The 23,980-nt window shown below is 52.4% G+C and carries 19 protein-coding genes; 13 read left to right on the forward strand and 6 right to left on the reverse strand.

Going from position 1 to position 23,980, the window contains the following annotated elements; all coding sequences use genetic code 11:
* Positions 1-108 precede the first annotated feature (108 nt).
* The 6 genes from gltB to IKB43_04695 all read left to right on the forward strand — a co-directional run bounded on the left by gltB (position 109) and on the right by IKB43_04695 (position 11,933).
* Positions 109-4,533, forward strand: a complete 4,425-nt coding sequence (gene gltB / locus IKB43_04670; protein ID MBR2469432.1) for a glutamate synthase large subunit — start codon at positions 109-111, stop codon at positions 4,531-4,533.
* The gene (locus tag IKB43_04675) at positions 4,533-5,897 is read left to right on the forward strand and encodes a glutamate synthase subunit beta (GenBank protein MBR2469433.1); all 1,365 of its coding nucleotides are present in this window, start codon (positions 4,533-4,535) and stop codon (positions 5,895-5,897) included. The genes gltB and IKB43_04675 overlap by 1 nt, the downstream gene beginning before the upstream one ends.
* 27 nt (positions 5,898-5,924) lie before the next feature.
* Positions 5,925-7,943, forward strand: a complete 2,019-nt coding sequence (locus IKB43_04680) for an NAD(+) synthase (protein MBR2469434.1) — start codon at positions 5,925-5,927, stop codon at positions 7,941-7,943.
* 159 nt (positions 7,944-8,102) lie between these two features.
* A complete protein-coding gene (locus IKB43_04685) occupies positions 8,103-8,933 on the forward strand; it encodes a diaminopimelate epimerase (protein ID MBR2469435.1) in 831 nt (276 codons plus the stop codon).
* 134 nt (positions 8,934-9,067) lie between these two features.
* Positions 9,068-10,270: an LL-diaminopimelate aminotransferase gene (locus IKB43_04690; GenBank protein MBR2469436.1), complete on the forward strand. Its 1,203-nt coding sequence runs from the start codon at positions 9,068-9,070 to the stop codon at positions 10,268-10,270.
* 139 nt (positions 10,271-10,409) lie between these two features.
* Positions 10,410-11,933: a sigma 54-interacting transcriptional regulator gene (locus IKB43_04695; protein MBR2469437.1), complete on the forward strand. Its 1,524-nt coding sequence runs from the start codon at positions 10,410-10,412 to the stop codon at positions 11,931-11,933.
* A gap of 132 nt (positions 11,934-12,065) precedes the next feature.
* On the opposite strand, the gene amt is transcribed toward IKB43_04695, so the two are convergent.
* From amt to IKB43_04710, 3 genes are all read right to left on the reverse strand, one after another.
* Positions 12,066-13,331, reverse strand: a complete 1,266-nt coding sequence (amt, locus tag IKB43_04700) for an ammonium transporter (protein MBR2469438.1) — start codon at positions 13,329-13,331, stop codon at positions 12,066-12,068.
* Between the two features lie 139 nt (positions 13,332-13,470).
* Positions 13,471-13,812 (reverse strand): P-II family nitrogen regulator, encoded by a 342-nt coding sequence (locus tag IKB43_04705; GenBank protein ID MBR2469439.1) that lies wholly within the window; start codon positions 13,810-13,812, stop codon positions 13,471-13,473.
* Positions 13,813-14,061: 249 nt separating this feature from the next.
* Positions 14,062-14,541 carry a GNAT family N-acetyltransferase gene (locus IKB43_04710; protein ID MBR2469440.1) on the reverse strand — a complete coding sequence of 160 codons (480 nt, stop codon included), beginning with the start codon at positions 14,539-14,541 and terminating at the stop codon, positions 14,062-14,064.
* Positions 14,542-14,857: 316 nt separating this feature from the next.
* Between IKB43_04710 and IKB43_04715 the strand changes: the two genes are divergently transcribed.
* Both IKB43_04715 and IKB43_04720 read left to right on the forward strand, forming a co-directional pair.
* Complete coding sequence (locus tag IKB43_04715) at positions 14,858-15,337, forward strand: hypothetical protein (GenBank protein ID MBR2469441.1); 480 nt, start codon at positions 14,858-14,860, stop codon at positions 15,335-15,337.
* Positions 15,338-15,343: 6 nt separating this feature from the next.
* Positions 15,344-15,796, forward strand: coding sequence for a hypothetical protein (locus IKB43_04720; protein MBR2469442.1), 453 nt, complete (start codon positions 15,344-15,346; stop codon positions 15,794-15,796).
* Positions 15,797-15,968: 172 nt separating this feature from the next.
* On the opposite strand, the gene IKB43_04725 is transcribed toward IKB43_04720, so the two are convergent.
* A complete protein-coding gene (locus IKB43_04725) occupies positions 15,969-16,259 on the reverse strand; it encodes a hypothetical protein (protein ID MBR2469443.1) in 291 nt (96 codons plus the stop codon).
* Positions 16,259-16,483, reverse strand: a complete 225-nt coding sequence (locus IKB43_04730) for a hypothetical protein (protein MBR2469444.1) — start codon at positions 16,481-16,483, stop codon at positions 16,259-16,261. The genes IKB43_04725 and IKB43_04730 overlap by 1 nt, the downstream gene beginning before the upstream one ends.
* 499 nt (positions 16,484-16,982) lie before the next feature.
* On the opposite strand from IKB43_04730, the gene IKB43_04735 reads away from it, so the two are divergent.
* The 5 genes from IKB43_04735 to IKB43_04755 are packed head-to-tail and all read left to right on the forward strand — an operon-like array spanning position 16,983 to position 20,761.
* Positions 16,983-18,437 carry an SPFH domain-containing protein gene (locus IKB43_04735; protein ID MBR2469445.1) on the forward strand — a complete coding sequence of 485 codons (1,455 nt, stop codon included), beginning with the start codon at positions 16,983-16,985 and terminating at the stop codon, positions 18,435-18,437.
* 9 nt (positions 18,438-18,446) lie between these two features.
* On the forward strand, positions 18,447-18,815 hold the full coding sequence (locus IKB43_04740; protein MBR2469446.1) for a DUF4339 domain-containing protein: 369 nt from the start codon (positions 18,447-18,449) through the stop codon (positions 18,813-18,815).
* Positions 18,816-18,824: 9 nt separating this feature from the next.
* Entirely contained in the window at positions 18,825-19,172 is a 348-nt protein-coding gene (locus IKB43_04745; protein ID MBR2469447.1) for a hypothetical protein, read from the forward strand.
* A 48-nt stretch (positions 19,173-19,220) separates the two neighbouring features.
* Positions 19,221-20,138, forward strand: a complete 918-nt coding sequence (locus IKB43_04750) for a zinc ribbon domain-containing protein (GenBank protein ID MBR2469448.1) — start codon at positions 19,221-19,223, stop codon at positions 20,136-20,138.
* 2 nt (positions 20,139-20,140) lie between these two features.
* Positions 20,141-20,761 carry a hypothetical protein gene (locus IKB43_04755; GenBank protein MBR2469449.1) on the forward strand — a complete coding sequence of 207 codons (621 nt, stop codon included), beginning with the start codon at positions 20,141-20,143 and terminating at the stop codon, positions 20,759-20,761.
* Between the two features lie 106 nt (positions 20,762-20,867).
* On the opposite strand, the gene carB is transcribed toward IKB43_04755, so the two are convergent.
* A partial coding sequence (gene carB, locus IKB43_04760; GenBank protein ID MBR2469450.1) for a carbamoyl-phosphate synthase large subunit occupies positions 20,868-23,980 on the reverse strand: 3,113 nt, incomplete at its 5' end.

Genomic DNA, 23,980 nt, shown 5'->3' on the forward strand with positions numbered 1-23,980 from the left:
ATTGGCGGGTTGTGCTGAGATTTGGCACGGTTTTTGCAAAGTCCTTTCGCAAAAATAGGAATAATGCGCGGATTTGAAAATGATTCGCAAATTTAGGAAAGGACGAGTATGAACGCTCAAGCTCTTTACGACCCGATGAACGAACACGACGCCTGCGGTGTCGGCCTGGTCGCCAATATTAATAACGTCGCCTCGCACCAGATTGTGCTGCAGGGCATTACCGTTTTGAAGAGGCTCATGCACCGCGGTGCAGCAGGTGGAGACCCGGAAACCGGCGACGGTGCGGGTCTCTTACTTTCTATGCCCCACAAGTTTTTCCGCAAGTTGCACCCGGAATTGCCTGCCCGCTATGGTGTGGCGATGTTCTTTGTGGAGAATACGCTTGCGGCGGATGCCTTTGACGCGAAGATCAAGGAGATTGCCGCTGCCGAGAGCATGCCAGTGCTGAACTTCCGCGAGGTGCCGGTGAATGCCGACAAGATCGGCCGCACTGCCCGCGAGACGTTGCCGCATATCCGCCAGGTGTTCTTTGACGGGACGGCGTTTGAAAATGACGGCACGTTTGATATTAAGTTGTATGTGGTACGTCGCCTAATGGAAAAGGCCTGCAAGGGCTTGTACGTTTGCAGCTGCAGCCGCCGTAGCATCGTGTACAAGGGCCTGCTTCTGGCGAGCCAGATTGAAGGCTTCTACAAGGACTTGAACGATCTCGATTTCGAGAGCCCGATTGCCCTTGTTCACCAGCGTTATTCTACGAATACTTTCCCGACTTGGCCGCTGGCGCACCCGTTCCGCTACCTCGCTCACAACGGCGAAATCAATACTCTGCGCGGAAACCTCAACAGCCTGCGTGCCCGCGAACCGCATCTGAAGAGCGAGATTATCGGCGACGATTTGCAGAAACTTTTGCCGCTTGTTCCGGCGGGGCAGAGCGATTCGGCTAGCCTTGACAACATGTTTGAGCTCCTCGTCGCTGCGGGTCGTAGCCTTCCGCATGCGATGATGATGCTCATGCCTCAGGCCTGGGGCAAAAAACATTACCTGGGTCGCGACGTGCGTGGGTTCTTCGAATATGAATCCATGCTCATGGAGCCGTGGGATGGCCCGGCCGCCGTGGCGTTCAGCGATGGCGTAAATGCGGGTGCGATTCTCGACCGCAACGGCCTTCGTCCGGCACGTTACACTCTGTGTAAAGACGGTCTTTTCGTGATGGCCTCCGAGACGGGCGTGCTCGACCTCCGCGATGACGAGGTGGAAGAAAAGGGCCGCCTCAAGCCCGGCGAAATCATTTATTTGGATTTGGAAAATCACCGCATCTTGAAGAATGCGGAAATGAAAGCGCAGGTGGCCCGTGCCAAACCTTACCGCCGCTGGGTTGCCGAGAACAAGATGAGCGTCCGCGGGCTCTTCAGCGAAATCAACCCGTCCGACGTGCCCGACGACATTCTGGTGCAGCAGAAGCGTTTTGGCTATTCCGCCGAAGACCTGAGCATCATTTTGCAGCCCATGGCGAAGAACGGTGCAGAGCCGATTGGCTCCATGGGTAACGATGCCGCGCTGGCTGTACTTTCGGACAAGCCGCAACCGCTGTTCAACTACTTCAAGCAACTGTTCGCTCAGGTGACTAACCCGCCGATTGACCCGATTCGCGAAGAGCTGGTGATGAGCCTTACGACATACATCGGGAACCACGGCAACATTCTGGAAGAAACTCCGGAACAGGCTCACCTGATTAAGATTCCGCGCCCGATTGTGACGGAAGATGAAATCCGCCGCTTTGAAAATATCGGCGACAAGGCGTTCAAGGCGAAGGTGCTCAAGATGCAGTTCCCGCTGGGCGGTGACGGTTCCGTGCTGGAGGCTGCCTTGCAGAACTTGGCCGGCGATGCCGTGCGTGCGGTGCAGGACAGCTACGATATCATCGTGCTTTCGGACAAGAACATTGACTGGGGCTACGTGCCTATGCCTTCGCTTTTGGCGACGGCTTGCGTGAACCGTGCCCTGGTGGAAGCGGGTGTTCGCCCCGAAATCGGTTTGATCGTGCAGAGCGGTGAAGTGCGCGAAGTGATGCACTTTGCGTTGCTTCTCGGTTACGGTGCCACGGTCATCAACCCGTATCTCGCTTTCGAGAGCATTACCAACATGTGCCACAACGGCGACCTGGATGTGGATCCGGTGACGGCTGCTGCAAATTATGTAAAGGCTGTCGATAAGGGCCTGCTGAAGATTATGTCAAAGATGGGTATTTCTACCCTCCGCAGCTACCGCAGCGCCCAGATTTTTGAAGCCGTGGGCCTGAACCACGAACTCATCGAGAAGTTCCTGCCAGGTACGGCAAGCCGCATCGAAGGTATCGGCCTCGAAGAAATTGCCCGCGAAGTGGGCGAGCGTCAGAAGATTGCGTTTGCCGATGCAAGCAAGGTTCTGCAGTCGGGCGGCCAGTATGCGTTCCGCAAGGAAGGCGAGAAGCACCTGTGGACTCCGCAGTCGCTTGCCGCATTCCGCCAGGCGGTGCAGGGTGGCGACTATGAGAAGTTCAAGGTCTACAGCAAGCTGATTAACGACCAGTCCGAACGTCAGGCGACTTTGCGCGGGCTCTTCAAGTTCAAGGCTGCAACGCCGATTGATATTGGCGAAGTTGAATCTCGCGAATCTATCGTGAAGCATTTTGTGGCTGGTGCCATGAGCCTGGGTTCCTTGAGCCCCGAAGCCCACGAGACTATTGCCATTGCCATGAACCGCATTGGTGCCATGAGCAACTGCGGCGAAGGTGGCGAGGACCCTGACCGCGATACTCCGGCCGCAAACGGTGATATCCGCAGTTCTGCGATTCGCCAGGTTGCCTCGGGCCGATTTGGCGTGACCATCGACTACCTGCGTCATGCAAAGGATTTGCAGATCAAGATGGCCCAGGGCGCAAAGCCCGGCGAAGGTGGCCAGCTGCCAGCCCATAAAGTGAACGAGTTCGTGGCACGTATCCGCCATTCTATCCCGAACGTGTCTCTGATTTCTCCGCCGCCGCATCACGATATTTACTCCATCGAAGACCTGGCGCAGTTGATTTATGACCTGCGCAACGCCAACCCGAAGGCCCGCGTTTCCGTGAAACTCGTGTCTGAAGTGGGCGTGGGTACAATTGCCGCGGGTGTCGCTAAAGCTCATGCCGACGTGGTACTGATTTCCGGTCACGATGGCGGTACGGGTGCATCTCCGCTTACCTCCATCAAGCATGCAGGCCTCCCGTGGGAACTCGGTATTGCCGAAGCGGAACAGACGCTGGTGCTGAACGATTTGCGCGGACGCATCAAGCTCCAGGTGGATGGCCAGCTCAAGACAGGCCGTGACGTGGTGGTGGCTGCCCTCCTCGGTGCCGAAGAATTCGGCTTTGCTACGAACCTTCTGGTAAGTCTCGGTTGCGTGATGGACCGCAAGTGCCATACGAACCAGTGCCCCATGGGTATCGCTACGCAGGATCCTGAATACCGCAAGCGTTTTGCGGGCAAGCCCGAATATGTGGAAAACTTCCTCTACTTTATTGCCGACGAAGTCCGCGAAATCCTTGCAAGCCTTGGCCTGCGTTCCCTGGCAGAGGCCTGCGGCCGTAGCGACTTGCTGGAACGGGACGAAGCTATTGCCTTCTACAAGGCGCACAACCTGGACTTCTCCAAGATTTTCAAGACCGTGGGTGGCGGCATCAAGTCCTTCGACAAGAACTTTGTGAAAGAAGAACTGGTGAACTTCGACCGTCGCGAACTGTTGCCTTTCGTGTTCAATACCCTCAAGAATGGCGAGTCCGTGGAACTTTGCACCATAGTGCACAATACCGACCGCACCGTGGGTACGGAACTTTCCGGCGAGGTGGATGAACGCTTTGGCGTGAAGGGCCTCCCCGAAGATACCATCAAGATTCACCTGCAGGGTGTCGCGGGCCAGAGCTTCGGTGCATTCCTCGCTCCGGGTATCACCCTCGATTTGCAGGGCGAAGCCAACGACTTTATGGGCAAGGGCCTTTCGGGCGGTAAGATTATCGTGCGCCCGCCTAGCAATGCAAGCTTCAAGGCCGAAGACAACGTGATTGCGGGTAACGTCATCGGTTATGGCGGAACTTCGGGCAAGATTTTCATCAACGGTCTCGCGGGCGAACGCTTCGGTATCCGTAACTCGGGTATGCTTTTGGTCAGCGAAGGCGTGGGTGACCACGGCTGCGAATACATGACAGGCGGTCGCGTGGTTGTGCTCGGTCGCGTGGGCGTGAACTTCGCCGCGGGTATGACAGGCGGTTTTGCCTACGTCTACGATGAGACGGGGCATTTTGACCTGAGCTGCAACGTGGATTCCGCCGACCTAGAAAGTGTGCTTCCGGGCACGGAGAGCGAAAGCGAACTGCTCGGCATCATCAATCAGCACGTTGAGGCGACGGGTAGCGAGAAGGGCAAGCGCATTCTGGAAAACTGGAACAGCGAACGCCCGAAGTTCGTGAAGATTTTCCCGGTGGATTACAGGAACGCTTTGGCGAAGAAGGGGAGGGCATAATGCAGCAAAAAAACCGAATCGCAGACATCTACCGCCCTGTCGAAGAGCGTGTCAAGGACAACAACGAAGTCGAACGCAAACTCACTTCGATAGAAATCATCGGCCAGGCGGAACGCTGCCACACCTGTGGAATCCCGTTCTGCCATGGTGCGGGTTGCCCCCTCGGAAACCTCGTTCCCGAATTCAATGCGGCGATTGCTGCCGGGAATGCGGAACGCGCCTACGATATCATCAGCAAGACGGCGTTCTTCCCGGAGTTTACGGGCCGCGTTTGTCCCGCGCTCTGCGAATCCGCCTGTACCGGCAACGTGCATAACGACCCGGTGATGGTACGCCAGATCGAGAAGTTCATCATCGAGACCGCCTTTGAGGAAGGTCGCGTGGTGTTGCCGACGGCTGAGCCCAACGGAAAGTCTGCCGCCGTCATCGGCTCCGGTCCTTCGGGGCTGTTTGCTGCTGAGGCGTTGCGACGCAAGGGCTATGCCGTCACGGTTTTCGAGAAGCATGCGAAGGCGGGAGGCCTGCTGCGTTACGGCATTCCGAACTGGAAGCTCGACAAGTCCATTATCGATCGGCGTATCGCCTTGCTTGAAGCAGCCGGAATCAAGTTTATCTACAATACCGAAATAGGGAAGGACATTGCGGCAGAATACGTCCACAAGAATTTTGACGAGGTGTTCATCGCCATCGGTACGCCGAACGCCCGCGACTTGAAAATCCCGGGCCGTGAAGCCGAAGGTATTTTCCTCGCTCTCGATTTTTTGCACGGTGCTGAAATGCCGGGCGAAAAGAATCCCGAAAAGTTCAGTGCCAAGGGCCGCAAGGTGTTGGTGATTGGCGGTGGCGATACGGGTAACGACTGCGTGGGCAAGGCCATCCGTGAAGGCTGCGAAAGCGTGCTCCAGGTTGAATTCATGCCCAAGCCGCCCGAGGAGCGTTCTCCGTCCACTCCGTGGCCGGATTGGCCGTATATGCTGCGCACGAGCTACGCCCAGCACGAAGGCGGTGAGCGTCGCTGGAACGTATCTTCCAAGCAGTTCATTGTGAAGGACGGTCGCGTGGCAGGCGTAGAAGCGGTTCGTGTGGAATGGGAAATGTCTCCGCAGGGCCGCCCGCTCAAGCCTGCTGAAGTCCCGAATTCTACCGAGGTCATCGATACCGACCTGGTGGTGCTCGCCATGGGATTCACCGGCGTGCCTGCCGAGGGAATCGTGAATGACCTGGGCCTACAACTTACCCCGCGAACAGCGATTATCCCGGATCCGTCCCGACACATCTATGCGGTGGGCGACTGCGCGAACGGTGCTTCCCTGGTGGTACGCGCCATGGCCGACGCGAAGGCGAAAGTCGCGGTTCTCAAGTAACGGCTGCTGTAAACTGCCCACGGAACTATGTTCAGATTTTACCGGTTCGCATGTGTTTCGACCGTGTTGAAGGTGGCCGATACCGCCTACAATACCGAAGAAATTATCAGGAGCGCGAAAATTGCTGCCTCTAACGGGGCGGCTTTTGTCGTTTTCCCGGAACTTTGCATTACGGGCTATACCTGCAGCGACTTGTTCCACCAGGAACTGCTTTTGCAGAACAGCACCCATGCGCTTGTGCGGATTGCGGACGCCTTAAAAGAAAGCGACGCCGTGATTGCGGTTGGCCTGCCTTTGCGCATATTCGGAAGGCTGTATAACTGCGCTGCCTTTGTGCAGCACGGGCGCGTTGTGGCGATTACGCCCAAGATTCACTTGCCGAACCAACGCGAATTCTACGAGAAACGCCATTTTTCGAGCGGGCGGGATTTACTGCGCGGGGCATGTGGCACTTCGGCAGGGAGTGCCGCTAGCATCGTGAAGTGTGCGATAGAAGGCGCAGGCGAAGTCCCTGTCACGAATTTTATTACTGTGAAGGGCGCGGGTTCCGAGGTTCGCATAGGCGTGGAACTCTGCGAGGACTTGTGGACACCGGCACCACCCAGCGGGGAACTTGCCCTTGCAGGCGCGAACGTCATCGTGAATCTCTCTGCAAGTGATGCGCTGGTAGGCAAGCGCGATTACCGCAGGAACTTGGTGATGAACCAGTCGGCGCGTTGCATGGCGGCCTACGTGTACGCCTCCGCCGGAGTACACGAATCTACAACGGACATGGTCTTCAGTGGCTACCTGATGATTGCAGAAAACGGGAGCATGCTCGCCGAAAGCAAGCCTTTCTCGCGGGAAACCGAAATCGTTTATGCTGATGTGGACGTGGAACGCCTGAATATGCAACGCCTGAGCGAAGGAAGCTTCCAGGATTTTGACAGCCGTGCTATCATTGCACGGGCGGCTACTCTTGATAACCTGCACGCATGCGAAAAGCTACAGTACCGCTATGTTTCGCCGACACCCTTTGTTCCTGGCTCGCTCGAAACTCGTGACGCTTCTTGCACCGAGATTTTCAACATACAGTGCGCGGGGCTTGCCAAGCGCCTAGAGGCGACCCGAAGCAAGCGTGCTGTAATTGGCCTGAGCGGCGGGCTTGATTCTACGCTTGCGCTTCTTGTGGTTGCGGAAACGTTCAAGCTGTTGAACCGCCCTGCAAAAGAAATACTTGCGCTCACGATGCCTGGATTCGGGACAACACATCGCACCAGGAACAATGCAGTTGAACTCGCGAAACTCCTGGGCGTGGAACTCCGCACCGTCGATATCCAAAAGGCGTGCCTCCAGCATTTTGCCGACATCGGGCACGACCCGCAAAAGCTCGATGTGACTTACGAGAACGTGCAGGCCCGCGAACGCACGCAAATCCTGATGGATATCGCGAACAGCGAAGGCGGAATCGTCATCGGAACAGGAGACCTCTCCGAAATTGCGCTCGGGTGGAGCACTTACAATGCCGATCACATGTCCATGTATGCGGTGAACTGCGATATTCCCAAGACGCTCGTGCGCCATATCGTAAGCTGGTATGCCGACCGCGCGACTCATAACCCGAATCAAACCGGCGCGGAATCTATCCCGGATCAAAAAGCCACGCATCTCGCCTCCAGCGACGAAGCCGCCCTTGCCGCAGTCCTCCGCGACATCCTCGACACGCCCGTCTCTCCGGAACTTTTGCCTGCCGATTCAAGCGGCCAGATTGCTCAAAAAACGGAAAGCATTCTCGGGGCGTACGAACTGCACGATTTTTTCCTTTACCATTTTGCGAAATACGGAGCCGCTCCCGAAAAACTCCGCTACCTCGCGAAATACGCGTTCGCAAACAGGCATACTGACGAAGAAATCGACAAGGCTCTCGCTGTTTTTATCAGGCGCTTCTTTACGCAGCAATTCAAGCGCAGCTGCATTCCCGATGGCCCGAAGGTCGGAACCATCTCGCTGTCGCCCCGTGCCGACTGGCGCATGCCCAGCGATGCGAGCTGTAGTGATTGGACTTAATAGTTTGCTTTACAAAAATTGTAAAAGAATTTGTTGAATTTACAAAAATTGTAAAAATAATACATTGGAATATTTGCTTAAATTTGCCAAAATTAGGCAGTTTTAGACATGTTTTAACATTTTGTGTAAAATTGGCACATTTTTTGCAAGTTGGCAGGCATGAGCTTAAAATTTTCAAAATGGACCGGCCTGGGTAACGATTTCGTGCTGCTGGAACCGGGAGAATCGCTGGATCTTGGCGATGGATTTGAACAGCAAGTTGTTCGGCTTTGCGACCGCCGTTTCGGTATCGGCGCCGATGGTGTTGTCCTCGTGACTCCGCTGGAGGGCGACGGCTGCACCAAGGGCGTCGACTTCGAGATGCGCATCTTTAACGCCGACGGTTCCGAGGCCGCCATGTGCGGGAACGCCACGCGGTGCGTGGCAAAGTTCATTGTCAGCCGCGGACTTGCTAAGGATGCCGGCACCAAGGTCTTTGTTCTGCATACCAAGAGCGGCCTTGTGAAGCCCTCGCTTCTGGAAGACGGTCGGGTCTGTGTGGATATGGGCCTCCCCAGGGATTTCCTCGGGAGTATCAAACTTCCCGCCGACAGTTTCGACTTTACCGCCGAGACGGTCTCCATGGGAAATCCCCATGCGGTCATTTTCGTCGATGATATCGAGAAGATCCAGCTGGAAAAGTGGGGGAGTGTCCTGGAAGTAGATAAGCAGTTCCCGGACCGCTGTAACATCGAGTTTGCGCAGGTCTTGCCTGCAGAGCAGGGGGCGCCCACCCAAATCCGCATGCGGGTTTGGGAACGAGGCTGTGGCGTCACCATGGCCTGTGGAACCGGGAGTTGCGCCACCCTCGTTGCGGCCCAGCGCACGGGCCGCGTGGGCGTCGAAGCCGACATCATTCTCGACGGCGGGACGCTCCACATCAAGCATCAAGACGGCGGCCCCGTCCTCATGACCGGCCCTGCTACTGAAGTTTTCAGAGGAGAAATTTAAAACAAGGATGTGTCATCCTGAGCGTAGGCGTGAAACGCCGAAGTCGAAGGATCTAAATCTGAAGCCTATGAATAGATTCTTCGACTACACGACTTACGGCGCTCCGCTCAGAATGACACTTTGGAAACGCGATTATGAATATACTTAACACCAATTACGATCTTCTTCCCGGCAGTTACCTCTTTTCTACCATCGCCAAAAAGATTGCCGAATACCAGGGCAAAAAGCCCGATGCCGACATCATCCGCCTGGGAATCGGCGACGTGACCACGCCGCTTGTCCCCGAAGTTATCAAGGCCATGCACAAGGCTGTTGACGAGATGGCGGAGAAGGGGACTTTCCGCGGGTACGGGCCCGAGCAGGGCTACGACTTTTTGCGTCAGGCCATTGTGGCGGGGGAGTACACCTCCCGCGGGATTGATATGGATCCGGAGGATATCTTTGTCAGCGACGGTTCCAAGTGCGATGTGGCGAACATCCAGGAACTTTTTACAGAAAATGTAAAGATAGCCATTCCGGACCCTGTCTATCCGGTCTATCTGGACTCCAACGTGATGGCCGGGCGCGCGGGCGTGTTGCAAGATGATGGACATTTTTCTAAGGTCACCTACCTGGCCTCCACCGCCGAAAACAACTTCCAGCCGGACCTGCCCAAGAATCCGGTGCAGATGATTTACCTCTGCAGCCCGAACAACCCCACGGGCACGGTGCTCAGCCGCGAGACCCTCCAGAAGTTCGTGGATTACGCCAACGAGAACGGTGCGATAATACTCTTTGACGGGGCTTACAACTGCTACATCCAGGACGAGTCGCTGCCCCATTCTATTTTCGAGATTCCGGGAGCCCGCACCTGCGCTATCGAGTTCCGCAGTTTCAGCAAGACGGCGGGCTTTACCGGCGTGCGCTGCGCCTACACGGTGATCCCTCACGAACTTTCGAAACTCCATTCCATGTGGAACCGCCGCCAGTGTACCAAGTTCAACGGCGTGAGCTACGTGACCCAGCGTGCCGCCGAGGCCATCTACAGTCCGGTCGGCTGGCGGGAGACCAAAGAAGTCATTGCGGGTTACATGCGCACGGCTGGGGTTATCCGCAAGGAACTCACCGAGGCTGGCTATACCGTGTTCGGCGGCGAGCATGCTCCCTACATCTGGTGGAAGATTGAAGGCGGCGAAAAGTCCTTCGATTTCTTTGACCGTCTGCTTGCCACCTGCGAAGTGGTGGGTACACCCGGTAGCGGTTTCGGTCCTTGCGGTGAGGGTTATTTCCGCCTGACCGCCTTCGGCGACTATGAGCGCACGAAAGTCGCACTCCAGCGAATAAAGGAAAGGCTCTGAGCTCGCCATGCTGTGCAAGGCTTTGAGCTATGAGGTCGTTCGCCTTTGGCTCACTCTGAGCAAAATTTTAACTACTCGTTTATCATACCTCAAAGTGCCGTAGGCACGACCCCACACCTCGAACCCCATTTGCTATCTTATGTCCATGCCAATTCCCATCGGTTCCGAAATTTCGGTTATTCAAAAAATCAGCGTCGCCATCATCCACGAGCGCAATGTGGAAAAGTTACTCGAGAATGTGCTTGGCATTCTTGAATCCGAGCTCGGCATGTTGCGGGGCACTTTCGCGCTCCTCTTTGGCGATACCCTCAAGATCGAGGCGTCCCGTGGGCTCGACGAATCCGAAAAACAGCGTGGATTGTACCGGATGGGCGAGGGCATTACGGGCCATGTGGCGGAGCGTGGCATCAGCCATGTGATTCCCGACCTGCGCAAGGATTCCCGCTTCTTGAACCGTACGGGGAGCCGTCATTACGAAAATCAGGTGGCCTTCATCTGTGTGCCGCTGATTCACGACGGCCAGGTCATCGGCACGCTCTCTATCGACCGCCCGGTGGATGGCGCGACGGATTTGGACCGGGACGTGGCCCTGCTGGAAATCATCGCCAACATCACGGGCGACGCCGCCAACGAATGTATCGAGCTGCACAACGAACGCGAAGCCATGCTGGAAGAGAACCGCAAGCTCCGCGACATGCTTTCTAACAATCCGGGCGATCTGGTAGGGAATTGCCGGGAGATGCAGCTGATTTACGAACAGGTACGCCAGGTGGCGCCCAGCGACGCTACGGTCCTGATCCGTGGCGGGAGCGGTACGGGTAAAGAGATGATAGCCCGTGCCATTGTGAATTTGTCTGCAAGAAAGGACAAGCCCTTTATTACCCTGAACTGTGCGGCCCTTCCGGAAAACCTGGTGGAAAGCGAACTGTTCGGTCACGAGAAGGGTGCCTTTACGGGAGCGGTGAACCGCCGTATCGGTCGCGCCGAAGCCGCCAACGGAGGCACGCTCTTTTTGGACGAAATCGGTGACCTTACCATGCAGACCCAGGTGAAACTCTTGCGGTTCTTGCAGGAGCGCACCTTCAGCAGGGTAGGCAGCAACGAGGAACTCCATTCGGACGTTCGCTTTTTGGCGGCTACCAGCCGTAACCTGGAAGAACTCATCGCCCAGGGCAAGTTCCGCGAAGACCTTTTCTACCGCCTGAATATTTTCCCCATTTCCATGCCCGACCTGGCTAAGCGCAAGTCCGACATCATCTTGCTTGCGGAGCATTTCATCGAGAAGATGAACCTGCGCTACGCGAAGAAGGTGGTGCGTCTTTCGACGACGGCCATCAACCTGCTCATGAGCTACCACTGGCCGGGCAACGTCCGCGAACTGGAAAACTGCATGGAACGGGCGGTGCTTACCGCAAGCGACGACTGCATCCACAGTTATAACCTGCCTCCATCGCTTCAAACCAGTCTCAGCACGGGGCAGTCGGGTGCTGCCAGTACGAAAATAGCCCCTCTCGACGTGATGCTGAACAACTACGAGCGTGAAATCATCACCGAGGCCATCAAGCGCAACAACGGAAATCTCTCAGCCGCAGGCCGCGACCTGGGCGTGTCTCCCCGCATGATGAACTACCGCATGAACAAGCTGGGCATCAAGTCAAAATAAAACATTGCATTTGTGCGTCACCATTTTGTTAAGCCCGCCCTGAGCGGGCTTTTTCTATATCGTCAAGGTACGACATTAAAAAAATCCCGCAGGATTTCTCCCGCGGGATAGCCTCTATTTATGGAGTATAACTTACATATTGCTGAAGATCTGGAATCCGCTGTAGGCTTCTTGACCGTGTTCGCTTTGGTCGAGACCGCGAAGTTCTTGTCTTTCAGTAACGCGCAGTCCGATAGTCTTCTTGATGACGTAGAAGATCAGGCTTGCGGCTGCGAAGCAGGGCACTGCGTAGGCAAGCACGCCAACAGCCTGCGTTCCCAGCGTGTAGTCGCCGGTCATATCGAAGATACCCACGGCGAGAGTTCCCCACACGCCGTTTACCAGGTGAACAGAGAGGGCACCGACCGGGTCGTCCAAGTGCAGGCGGTCGAACATGAACACCGCACCCACAACCAGCACGCCAGCGATAGCGCCGATAATCCAGGAGGAGAGCGGAGTTACCACGTCGGCACCGGCAGTGATAGCCACGAGACCGGCAAGGCAGCCGTTCAAGGCCATAGTGGCGTCGGGCTTCTTGGAGACAATCCAGCTGGTGAGTGTCGCGGTAATGATACCGGCAACAGCGGCGAGGTTCGTGGTCACCAAAATCCAGCTAGTAGCCTTCGGGTCGCCAGAGAGAGCGGAACCGGCGTTGAATCCCCACCAACCGAACCACAGCATGAACACGCCGATGGTGGCGAGCGGAATGTTGTGAGCCGGGATGGCATGCACCTTGCCGCCCACATACTTGCCGATACGGGGTCCAAGAATCATCACGCCTGCAAGCGCTGCCCAGCCACCCACGGAGTGCACCAGCGTAGAACCGGCCAGGTCATGGAAGCCGTGTGCACCGAGGGTAGAAAGCCAGCCGCCGCCCCATGTCCAGCTACCCACGATAGGATAGACAAAGGCAACATAGATGATGGTGAAAATGAGGAAGGAATGGAGCTTCACGCGTTCTGCTACGGCGCCCGAGACGATGGTGGCTGCGGTGGCGGCGAACATGGCCTGGAAAAGCCAGTCTGCAAACAACGTAAAGTGGCCGTTGTAGGCGGCGGTGAAGCTGTCCGGGTTAGCCCAATCGCCGATGCCAAGGCCTGCGAATCCGAGAATCCCGTTGAAGGTTCCCGGATACATGAGGCCAAAGCCCAGCAGCGCGTACATGGTGATGCCTATGGCGGGGACCGCGATGTTCTTGAACGCGACGTTCGCAGAGCACTTGGCCCGCACAAGACCCGCTTCCACGCAGGCGAATCCGAGACCCATGATGAACACCAGCATGGCGCTGATCATGATCCAGATGTTTTCTGTCATAAAGATGGCGTCGCTGACAGGTACGACTTGTGTAACTTCGTTCATTGGTAGTCCTTAAAATATGGTTTGAAAAGATGGTATAGTTGCGAGCTCTAAGTTACTAGTTACTAGTCTTTTTTGAGAGCCTCTAGTAACTAGTATCTATTAACTAGCCCGCAGGGCGTAACTGCGCCGAAGGCGCTATTTATCCAATCGCCTCCGGCCCAGTTTCTCCGGTACGGATGCGGATACACTGTTCGAGGCTGGTGACGAAAATCTTTCCGTCACCGATTTCGCCGGAGCGCGCGCCCTTGATGATGGCGTCGATACAGGGCTGCACGAATTCGTCGTTTACCGCAATCTTGAGGCAGATTTTCTTGAGCAAATTCACTTCGGTCACCACGCCGCGGAAGCGCTGGTTATAGCCCTTCTGCTGGCCGCAGCCGAGCACGTTGGTTACTGACATCTTGAAAATGTTGTTTTCGTAAAGCGCTTGCTTCACGAGATTGAGTCGTTCGGGTTGAATGTAGGCCGTAACGAGTTTCATGGCGCTTGTCCTTGTTTTCATTCCAAGGAATTTTGGAATTCGCGCCATATATGCAAAGAGCGTGCCAAAAAAGAGAAATGCGCGAAATTTCGCGAAAAACGGCGAAATCGCTGGGAAAATGAAAGAAAACCGCGCTGACTTTACGGATAATGTTTTTCGTTTATTGAATAATATCCAAAAAACGTAAAATCCCTGCCGCGCATGGACAGGGTGTAACGAATAAAGTAATCTTTTTTTTGCGGAAGAGAATTACAGCTCGTGATAGTACGGGCAGATGTTTTCGTAATGTCCGTCCTTCATTCGGAAACCTTTCGGGATGGTTCCGAGCTGGACAAATCCGAGGCGCTCGTACAGGTGCCGCGCATGCGTGTTGCTTTCGACGACGGCATTGAACTGCAAAACTCCGAAACCGTGCTTTTTAGCTTGTTCAAGACAGTCCTTTACGAGCATTTCGCCGATGTGCTTGCCCCTGGATTCCGAAGCGACTGCGTAGCTCGCATTTGAGATGTGTCCGCAACGGCCCACGTTGTTCGGGTGCAGAATGTATAGCCCGTAAATCTTGCCGTCCTCGACCGCAACGGCGCAGTAGGTCTGTGCGGCAAAGAACTGCTTGCCGGTTTCGGGCGTGAGCAAGTCCTCTTGCGGAAAGGCGATGCCTTCTTCCACCACCTCGTTCCAGATGTGGATCATTGCCGCAAGGTCCATTTCGTTGTACTGCCTGATAAGCATAGTGGGAAAGATAGAATTTTTTTTGTGAATGGCGACGTTAATGAGAAAAAAGATTACCTATGGCCAGATTTTTTTTCTGAAATCGCTTTATGAAATAGAATATCAAAAAAAAGAGGGGTTTTGTAAATTAAAAACCTAATTGTTTATTTGTCTGTGGAAAAACATAAGTTTGGGGTGATATTGCCTAAAAAAGAAGTTGTTTTAGTAAAAAAATGTTGTAAAGAGAATTTTTTATTTATATTTCTTTTGGTATGTTGAATGAGAGTCAAACACTTGTTTCCGAACGAAAAAATTGACAGATTTTGGAGGAGCCTGTATGAATAGAAAAAGAATTATTGAATGTGCTATTGTTTTAATGGTGTTATTTCTTGCCGGTTGTGCATCTACTTATGGCTTAAAAGAAAACTGGGTTGATGACGATGACATGAAGACCATTTTAGCGGAACCAGACATAAATAAAGTAGCACCCATTCTTGGTACACCCGTTTTTACGGAATATAGAGGGGATACCGTAGAGTTTGTGTACAATTACAGGCCTCACCTTTACAAATCTGTTCGCAATGGTCGGGATTTTAAGCCCAATGATAACGATCGAGTGGATTTGTGGAGCGTTCGTACCGGGTTTGTCGGCATAATGGTTGTAAACAGCCGAGTTGTTGGCTTACGACCGAGGCCTGATTATGAGCCGGTAGCGAATGACACCAAAGTATCGCAGGGGTCCTCTTTCTGGATTATCCTACTTAGTGTCCTTGCTACAGTGGGAATTGTAACAGTACTTATCATTTCAGAATCGTAGGCGTCTATGCTGAAATTATTTCTGTTCGTTTTATTTGCGGGCTCTGTGGTGGTTGCTGCATCGGACGATGCAATATGCATCGATTTTTGCTCAAAATGTGCGGAAGGACAATCGGATTTGTGCGCTGAAATTCTTAAAACCTGCCAATGCGAAGTTTTGAGTAATGCTGAAAAACAGACTGTTGCCGAATCCGAAAATACGGCTGCAGAAAATGTTCATGGGGATTCCAATACACCGATTTTGAAGGCGACTTTTGCTCCTTCGCAAGAGAACAAACAACAGATAAATGGGCCCATCATGAACGTAAACTTCGGCAACAGGGGAGATGACAGGTATACGGCTGAACTTCAGTCTGACGGGTCGTATAAAATGAAGGACACGGACAATACGGCGGTGTGGATTGCTATTGGAAGTGCATCGTTATTGACGATCGTTTTCATCATTGTTTTGGCTTTGTGAAAAGAATTCAGAATAAATTGTGCAATTCAAAAATTTAGAATGCAAAAAAGGGCCGCGATTGCGACCCCTCTTTTTTACTTTTAAAAGGTGATGCCTTAAGCCTGGAACACTTCGGTTCCACTCAATGGAGGCAAGTCCGGGGCAAGCTCAGGGTCCTTCCCTTAATCAGTTCCTACTTCTTCACGTGCCTGTGGTACTCCTGTAAACTACAAACTTCGAATCTTCCGAAGTCGTGCTTGTCCCCTGTGAGCGAAGGCAAAGAAGCCTTGGCTGAGTTGCCGTGCGAGAGGCTGGCCTTTGGGGTCTTGTAACATCCTGAATTAAAGGCCAGCCGGTCTTCCAGGCCTTCCACGGTAGAGGTGAGGGCGGCGATGGTCGTGGTGATAGGAATGCCCGAGACGACCGCCTTGCCTCCAAAGACAAATGCGGATATCAGGACATTTGTCTCAAGCAGGATTTTCATCAAGCGGTTCGGGTCCGTCTGAAGTTGGCCATGTCAGCAAGCATCTCCTGCTCGTTCTTCCAGCCCTTGTCGTCGGCGAAAATTCCCTGAATCTGTTTCATGGTCGCTTTTGCCGCTTTTTTGCGGGATGCCGAGAGAAACCGGACATAACCCAAGGCCGAACGCAAATCTTCCTCGGTAAGCGTTTCGATGATTTCAGAAAATTCGGCAGCCATTGCAGTCATAGCAAACCTCTTTTCTTAATAAAAAAAATCAAGCTGTAAATGCAACACGGAAAAATATATCCCGTTATCTTGGGCAATCATAGCGAACATCTCCGTAATGCGTTCGCTCAGCGTTGGTATCGGTTTAATGTAGGTTGCCATACATTGTTTTTTTCCTGCATAAATATTCGTTTTTTGGGGTGCTTCTGCTCAAAAGTGGTTGGTAACACTCAAAATTCTAAAAAAAATTTAAGAACAGGTACATTGTTTGCAAATTTTATGTATATTTCTTTCGTATGAATTTGATGGGTATAAGAAAAATGGGCGAAATAGGCTTAAAAATGGCTCGTTTTATTCTGTTCCCCCCCCCGTGTAAAATTTAGTTTACAAAATGATTTTGTCAGAGACGATTTCCGAGTTGGAAACCGCCCTTTTGGCGTTTGTATTCCGTCAAGGGTATTGCGAACGCTGAAATGAGCGGTAATAACTCTTTTTAGTTCAAATTAACAGTAGGTATTTTATGGGTCTTTTTGGATTTGGCAGTAATGCTCCTAAGGTAAATGAAGGCGGCTTTATGGACGCCATCCGGTGCGACGAACCGTCGTATCTTATTTGGAAGTGGCGTCCTGCGGGGCAGGAAGCGAATACCACAAAAAAAGAGAATGCCATTCGGTATGGTTCCACCGTTCGCGTCAAAGATGGTGAAGTCGCTGTATTTGTATATAATCAAAAAGACGGAACGCAGCAGGATTTTATCGAAGGTCCGTTTGACAAGAAAATTGAAACGGCGAACTTCCCTGTACTTGCAAGTATTGTTGGCTTGGCGTTTGGCGGGGCTTCTCCTTTCCAGGCCGAAGTCTACTATATCAATCTTGCTGGCATCATCCAGATTAAGTTCGCGATTCCGTATTTTGATGTGTTTGATCCGCGTCAACCCGATTTAGGCGTTCCCGTTGCGGTCCGCGGAACGATGAGCTTTAAGATTGCGGACTATCGTGAATTTATCAAGCTGCATCGCCTTGTGAATTTTGATTTGGACGCGTTCCAAAAGCAAATTAAGGATGCTTGCGTTAAGTATGTCAAGGATACCGTTATCAATATCGTTGATAATATCCCGCTCGTTCAAATAGAAAAGAAAATAATAGCAGTGAGCGATGCCATTGAAGAACGTCTCAAGAAGCGTTTGCAGAGTGAATTCGGTGTTGTTGTTTCTTCTGTAGATATTGCTACGATTGAGGTGGACAAGACGAGTGATGCTTATGTGACCCTTAAGAGTGTTACGCAGGATATTCAGACTCAATTTACCAAAACACAGGCGAATGTGAATTTGGATACGATGAAGGCGCAGAGCGCTGTGAATATCCAGAATATGCAGGATATGCAGCGTATCAATGCCGAAAATATGGAGGAATCGCTCCGTATTCAGCGAGAAGAAGCCCAGCGTGCGCAGAAATTGCAGACTGAAGGTGCAAATTTTATGGCTCATCAGCTAAATCAGCAGACCAAGGTTGCTTTGGCTGGCACAGACGCCTTGGGACAACTCGGGGCAAATGGCGGAATGAATATGGGCGGAAACGGCGCTTTCAATCCTGGTGCAATGATGGCTAGCATGGCTGTTGGTGGTGCCGTTGGTCAGAATATGGCGGGAATGATGAATAATATGATGGGTGGAATGCAGGGTGTTCCCGGTATGACTCCCAATATGGCTCCTCCGCCCCCGCCCATGCCTCCGCAGATTCAGTTCAATGTGGTTGTCAATGGCCAGTCTGCAGGACCTTTTGATATGAATGCGTTGCAGCAGATGATTGCTGCGGGGACTTTGACCAAGGATACTCTGGTGTGGAAAGTGGGGATGCCTGCTTGGGCTGCGGCCTCAACTGTGCCGGAGCTCGCGTCTTTATTCACACCAGCTGTTCCCCCGGTACCTCCGGTTCCGGGAAATCCCGGCGTGCCGCCTGTTCCGCCTTCATTGTAGGAGAGAAGTATGAGTGACAACAGTTTCTTTTCGATGGATCGTCTTGTAGAGTTTGGTCTTGGTATGGCCGTAGCTCAGCAGATGACGAATGCCATGAATCAGACGCTTTGCCAAATGCAGACTCCGACTGCGTCGATGCCTCAAAATGTGGTGTTGAATTCGGTAAATAACGGTGTCTACTATGTTGTCTTGGATGGAAAACAGGCGGGGCCGTTTTCTCAGAGTGAACTTTCGAGGCTCATAAATGAGAAAAAAGTTACAAAGGATACTTTTGTGTGGAAGCCGGGGATGCGAGAATGGCTGACGGCAGAGAATATTCCAGATGTTCTTAAGTTGGTTGCATTAATGCCTCCAGAAATTCCGCAAATGCTAAAGTAGGAGCAAACAATGAAACCGAATTGGTTTATGATTTTACTTTCTTTGGGAATGTCCGCTCTTGCTGGATATGGTCTGTATTCCATGAATGTCGATAACGATAATGTATGGTTGATTACCATAATGGGTGGAATAACGATTTATTCTGCCCTTGTGGGTGTTTTGGGCTTTCGTTTTGAAAGGGAAGGGCATTCTGTTAATATTCGGCTAATGTCGTCGCTCTTTTTGATTGCGTTTATAGCCGATAATCTTGTCTTCTCTATTGTTGGACTCTATGTAGCTCCATACATCGTCTTGACAGGCCTGTTGTTATTCGTGTACGCAGGCGCTGTTTACAAGATGATAAACACAAAGGTTTAACTTAAAAAAGGAATCTATATGCCGTTTTGTCAAAATTGCGGAAATAAGTTGGAAGAAGGTGTCGCATTCTGTTCCATATGTGGAACGGCAACCGAATGGGCTGGCACAGCAAATAAACCTGAAGAATACGCCAAGCGTGAACAGGTGTTTGTTGGAAAGGTGAGAAAATGTCCTAATTGCGGAACAGTTTTGAATACTGATGCAGTCAGATGTCCAGATTGTGGAATGGAATTAGGAATTTCACAAATTGGAAGTGCTATTTCGGATTTCAAAAATAAAATAAGAGAATTTGATATTAAGCGAAAAAGCGATTTGCGGAATCGGTTCCTTAATGGAAGTAGCTTGAGTCTTGCGGCATACAATATGGAATTTAAAAAGCGAACTTTTTCTTCTGAAGAAGAGAAGAATAAGTTTATTGATGATTATATAGCGAATAATAAAGTTTTTTTGACGTCTGGAGATACCGATGGTGATGGGGGACTTATAAATTATAAACCTACAGCATCGGAGCAGGAATTTGCTCAGTATTTGAAGACTGTTGCGGTTCCTCATAATAAGGGTGAAATTCTAGAATTCCTATCGTTGGCAAAATCATCTCTTGCGGGGAAGTCTGTCAATAGTTATTGGTATAAACACTGGTCTGCTTTGCTGTATAGATGTGTTGATGAGGGAAAATTGTTTTATGGCGATGAACAAGGTTTTTGTGAAAGATTAGATTCTTTTGTCAAAGATGTTGTGCCTCCACAAAAAACAATGCTAGAAAATATGCAAAACCTTAATGCGAGAATTTATAGTCCTATTTGGTGGAAGAAAGTGTTTTCTTCTGGGAAATCGAGTGGGGGTGAATCAGCAGGAGGTTCTGGCGGCCTAAAAAAGATTATGAAATGGAGTGGTATTGGGTGTGGCGGCCTTTTCGTTTTAATGATTGTGATTTCTGCCATAGCAGCTGCTTTAGGTGTTAAATAAAGATGTCTAGTTCGTGTGAAAAAATAGAACTGGATTTACATAGACAATTTGCAGAAAATCAAAACAGCCACCAGAATGTATTTATGCAGCTGGTGGTTGCTTTTATTGGCATATTTGCTGGACTAGGCTATGTGTACACTCATTTGGAAACAAGTGTCGTAAAAATTACTGAAGATGCTTTACTGTTTAAACCTTTTGTTATGCATGTTTCCATAATGATAGCGGGTTTCTTATTTTGCTTGATGGCTTTAGTTGTTATACATTTCGGTTGGTCTTTCCGTCGTGATATGCTGTTGAATCGTAAAATACGTGAATTGGCTTACGGAACGGATTGTTATAATCGATTTGAAATATTTTTTAAGGATTATGGAAAAAATGTTGATGATATGCCTGGGTTTTATGAAATATTTTTCAAGGCGATTTTAGCAATGCAAGTGACATTACTTTTGTTCGCCATCTCATTTGATAGTGGCTGTTGTGTTTGTGCGACTACTCAAACTTGCTGTTCCTTAATTAACTTTTGCTTGATAATTTTGGAATTTATTATACAGGCTTCTTATTACTATAGGAAACAGGATAAAGTTAAATATCAATTTGTAAGAATGTTTCCCGAAAACGAGTAGTAATTGAATGGGTGAAAAACAGGTGCCCCACTCGGGACACCTGTTTTGTAGTTAAAGGAAATTCTGGCTCCCTTCGGCAAGCTCAGGGACCTTCCCAAATCACATCTTATTTCTTCACGTGCCTGTGGTACTCTTGGAGGCTGCAGACTTCGAATCTTCCGAAGTCGTGCTTGTCCATGAGGCCTTCCACGGTGGAGGTGAGGGCGGCGATGGTCGTGGTGATAGGAATGCCCGAGACGACTGCCTTGGAGCGCATCTGGATTTCGTCGACCATGGCTTCGGCGCCGTTTTCGGTGGTGTTCACGATCCACTGCACTTCCTTGTCGTGGATGAGGTCCAGTAGGTTCGGGCGGCCACGGGAGATGCGGAACACGGCGCGGGTCTTGATGCCTTCGTTGTAAAGCATCGTCGAGGTACCGCGGGTGGCGTACAGTTCGTATCCGAGGTTCACGAGTTGGCGAATGAGCGGCACAGCCTTCTGCTTGTCTTCGTCCTTGAGCGAGACGAAAATGTTGCCTTCGCTCGGCACCTTGTTGCCTGCAGCGAGCTGGCTCTTGAGGTAGGCAAGGCCGCGGTCGCGATCGAGGCTCATGACTTCGCCGGTGGATTTCATTTCCGGAGAAAGCGTGATGTCCACGCCCGGGAACTTGACGAACGGAAACACGGCTTCCTTGACGCTCACGTAAGGCACGTGGACTTCTTCGGTAAAGCCGATTTGTTCGAGGGTCTCGCCGAGCATGCAGCGGCTTGCGTAGCTGGCGAGCGGAACGCCGATGGACTTGGAAACGAACGGCACGGTGCGGGATGCGCGCGGGTTCACTTCGATCATGTAGAGTTCGCCATCCTTCACGGCGAGCTGCATGTTCATGAGGCCGACCACGTGGAGTTCCCTTGCAAAGTCCTTCGCATATTGGCGAACCTTGTCCTGGATTTCCTTGGAAAGCGTCATAGGCGGGATGACGCTTGCGGAGTCGCCGGAGTGAATGCCTGCGGGTTCCACGTGTTCCATGATGGCGCCCACCACGGTGTGCTTGCCGTCGCTGATGCAGTCCACGTCGAGTTCGGTAGCGTCTTCCAAGAAGCGGTCGATGAGGATGGGCTTGCCTTCGCCAATGGCGGCAGCTTCTTCTACGAACTTGCGGAGGTATTTTTCCTTATAGACAATCACCATGCCGCGGCCGCCGAGAACGAAGCTCGGGCGCACAAGCACGGGGTAGCCAATGCGGTCGACAATAGCCAAGGCTTCTTCCACGTTGTGGGTGATGCCGGATGCGGCCTGCTTGATACCGACCTTGTCGACCAGCTGCTTGAAGAAGTCGCGGTCTTCGGCGAGGTCAATGTCTTCGGGGCTTGTACCTACGACGTTTGCGCCGGCCTTCTTGAGACGCATGGCGAGGTTCAGCGGAGTCTGACCACCGAATTGCACAATCACGCCCGCGCAGTTTTCGCGTTCGTAAATGCCCATCACGTCTTCGAGCGTGAGCGGTTCAAAGTAGAGCTTGTCGGAGGTGTCGTAGTCGGTGGAAACCGTTTCGGGGTTCGAGTTCACCATGATGACTTCGTAGCCTTCGCGACGCAGCGTAAAGGCAGCGTGGCAGCAGCAGTAGTCAAATTCGATACCCTGGCCGATTCGGTTCGGACCGCCGCCGAGCACCATGATGCGTTTCTTGCCGCGGTTGCCGATAATCGTGCGGACCGGTTCGGAATTTTCGGCCCAGCAACTGTAATAATACGGCGTAATGGCTTCGAATTCGCCAGCGCAAGTGTCTACGGAGTAGTAGCTCGGCTTGAGGCCAATCTGCTTACGCACTTCCATGACGTCTTCGGGGCGCTTGTGGAACATGTAGCCAATCTGGATATCGCTAAAGCCGAATTCCTTGGCCTGGCGGAACAGCGGAATGTTCTTGGCGAGGCCGGCGAGAGACTTGGCTGCCTTGATTTCGTCTTCAAAGTAGGCGAGTTCTTCCAAGTGACGCAAGAAATAGCGGTCGATTTTGGTGTGTTCGTAAAGCTTTTCGATACTCCAACCGCGACGGAAGGCTTCGTACAGCACGAAGATGCGTTCGGCGCTCGGACGGGCGACTTCCTTGGTGAGCGTTTCGTCGTCGTATTCCTTGAACTTTTCGCACTTGGCGCAAGAACCGAATCCACCGTAACCTGTTTCGAGGGAGCGCAGCGCCTTCTGCATGGCCTGCTTGAAGTTGGTGCCGATGGCCATCGCTTCGCCCACGGATTTCATCTGGGTGCCGAGCGTAGAATCGGCCTTCGGGAACTTTTCGAACGTGAATCGCGGAACCTTCACAACAACGTAGTCGAGAGCCGGTTCAAAGCAGCTCGGGGTCGTTTGCGTAATGTCGTTGCGGAGTTCGTCGAGGGTGTAGCCTACAGCGAGGAGGGCTGCAATCTTTGCGATGGGGAAGCCCGTTGCCTTAGAGGCAAGCGCAGAAGAACGGCTCACGCGCGGGTTCATTTCGATGATGATGCGGCGACCGGTCTTGGGTTCGATGGCCCACTGCACGTTGGATCCGCCAGTTTCCACGCCGATGGCTTCCATGACCTTCAGGGAGTCGTCACGCATGGCCTGGTAGGCGCGGTCATCGAGGCTCTGGATCGGGGCGACCGTGATGGAGTCGCCGGTGTGTACGCCCATGGGGTCCAGGTTTTCGATGGAGCAGACGATAACGGCGTTGCCCTTCTTGTCGCGCATGACTTCCATTTCGAATTCTTTCCAGCCAAGCAGCGATTCTTCGATAAGGACTTCGTTGTTGAGTGATGCGTCAAGACCGCGGTTCACGATGGTCTCGAATTCTTCGGGATTGTGGGCGATACCGCCGCCCGTGCCGCCAAGGGTAAAGCCCGGACGAATAATTAGCGGCCAGCTTCCGATAGTGTGGGCGATTGCCGTCGCTTCGCTCATGGAGTGTGCCGAACCGGAACGTGGGAGGTCCAGGCCAATCTTGAGCATGGCTTCCTTGAACAGGTGGCGGTCTTCGGCGCGCTGGATGGATTCGGCCTTTGCACCGATGAGCTCCACCTGGTAGCGGTCCAAAATGCCGCGTTCATTGAGTTCCATGGCGAGGTTGAGTGCCGTCTGGCCACCGAGAGTCGGGAGCAAGGCGTCTGGGCGTTCGCGGCGGATGATTTCGTGCAGAATATCAACGTTTAGCGGCTCAATATAGGTGCGGTCGGCCATTTCGGGGACGGTCATGATGGTGGCCG

It is taken from the genome of Fibrobacter sp. (assembly GCA_017503015.1).
Taxonomy (GTDB): domain Bacteria; phylum Fibrobacterota; class Fibrobacteria; order Fibrobacterales; family Fibrobacteraceae; genus Fibrobacter.

What these genes read in the sequence shown, in the direction of transcription:
- IKB43_04680 (MBR2469434.1), top strand. Translation starts at nt 5,925, where the DNA reads ATGTTCAGATTTTACCGGTTCGCATGTGTTTCGACCGTGTTGAAGGTG.
- IKB43_04690 (MBR2469436.1), top strand. Translation starts at nt 9,068, where the DNA reads ATGAATATACTTAACACCAATTACGATCTTCTTCCCGGCAGTTACCTC.
- IKB43_04720 (MBR2469442.1), top strand. Translation starts at nt 15,344, where the DNA reads ATGCTGAAATTATTTCTGTTCGTTTTATTTGCGGGCTCTGTGGTGGTT.
- IKB43_04730 (MBR2469444.1), bottom strand. Translation starts at nt 16,483, where the DNA reads ATGACTGCAATGGCTGCCGAATTTTCTGAAATCATCGAAACGCTTACC.
- IKB43_04685 (MBR2469435.1), top strand. Translation starts at nt 8,103, where the DNA reads ATGAGCTTAAAATTTTCAAAATGGACCGGCCTGGGTAACGATTTCGTG.
- IKB43_04675 (MBR2469433.1), top strand. Translation starts at nt 4,533, where the DNA reads ATGCAGCAAAAAAACCGAATCGCAGACATCTACCGCCCTGTCGAAGAG.
- IKB43_04725 (MBR2469443.1), bottom strand. Translation starts at nt 16,259, where the DNA reads ATGAAAATCCTGCTTGAGACAAATGTCCTGATATCCGCATTTGTCTTT.
- IKB43_04745 (MBR2469447.1), top strand. Translation starts at nt 18,825, where the DNA reads ATGAAACCGAATTGGTTTATGATTTTACTTTCTTTGGGAATGTCCGCT.
- IKB43_04740 (MBR2469446.1), top strand. Translation starts at nt 18,447, where the DNA reads ATGAGTGACAACAGTTTCTTTTCGATGGATCGTCTTGTAGAGTTTGGT.
- IKB43_04735 (MBR2469445.1), top strand. Translation starts at nt 16,983, where the DNA reads ATGGGTCTTTTTGGATTTGGCAGTAATGCTCCTAAGGTAAATGAAGGC.
- gltB (MBR2469432.1), top strand. Translation starts at nt 109, where the DNA reads ATGAACGCTCAAGCTCTTTACGACCCGATGAACGAACACGACGCCTGC.
- IKB43_04755 (MBR2469449.1), top strand. Translation starts at nt 20,141, where the DNA reads ATGTCTAGTTCGTGTGAAAAAATAGAACTGGATTTACATAGACAATTT.
- IKB43_04715 (MBR2469441.1), top strand. Translation starts at nt 14,858, where the DNA reads ATGAATAGAAAAAGAATTATTGAATGTGCTATTGTTTTAATGGTGTTA.
- amt (MBR2469438.1), bottom strand. Translation starts at nt 13,331, where the DNA reads ATGAACGAAGTTACACAAGTCGTACCTGTCAGCGACGCCATCTTTATG.
- IKB43_04705 (MBR2469439.1), bottom strand. Translation starts at nt 13,812, where the DNA reads ATGAAACTCGTTACGGCCTACATTCAACCCGAACGACTCAATCTCGTG.
- IKB43_04695 (MBR2469437.1), top strand. Translation starts at nt 10,410, where the DNA reads ATGTCCATGCCAATTCCCATCGGTTCCGAAATTTCGGTTATTCAAAAA.
- IKB43_04710 (MBR2469440.1), bottom strand. Translation starts at nt 14,541, where the DNA reads ATGCTTATCAGGCAGTACAACGAAATGGACCTTGCGGCAATGATCCAC.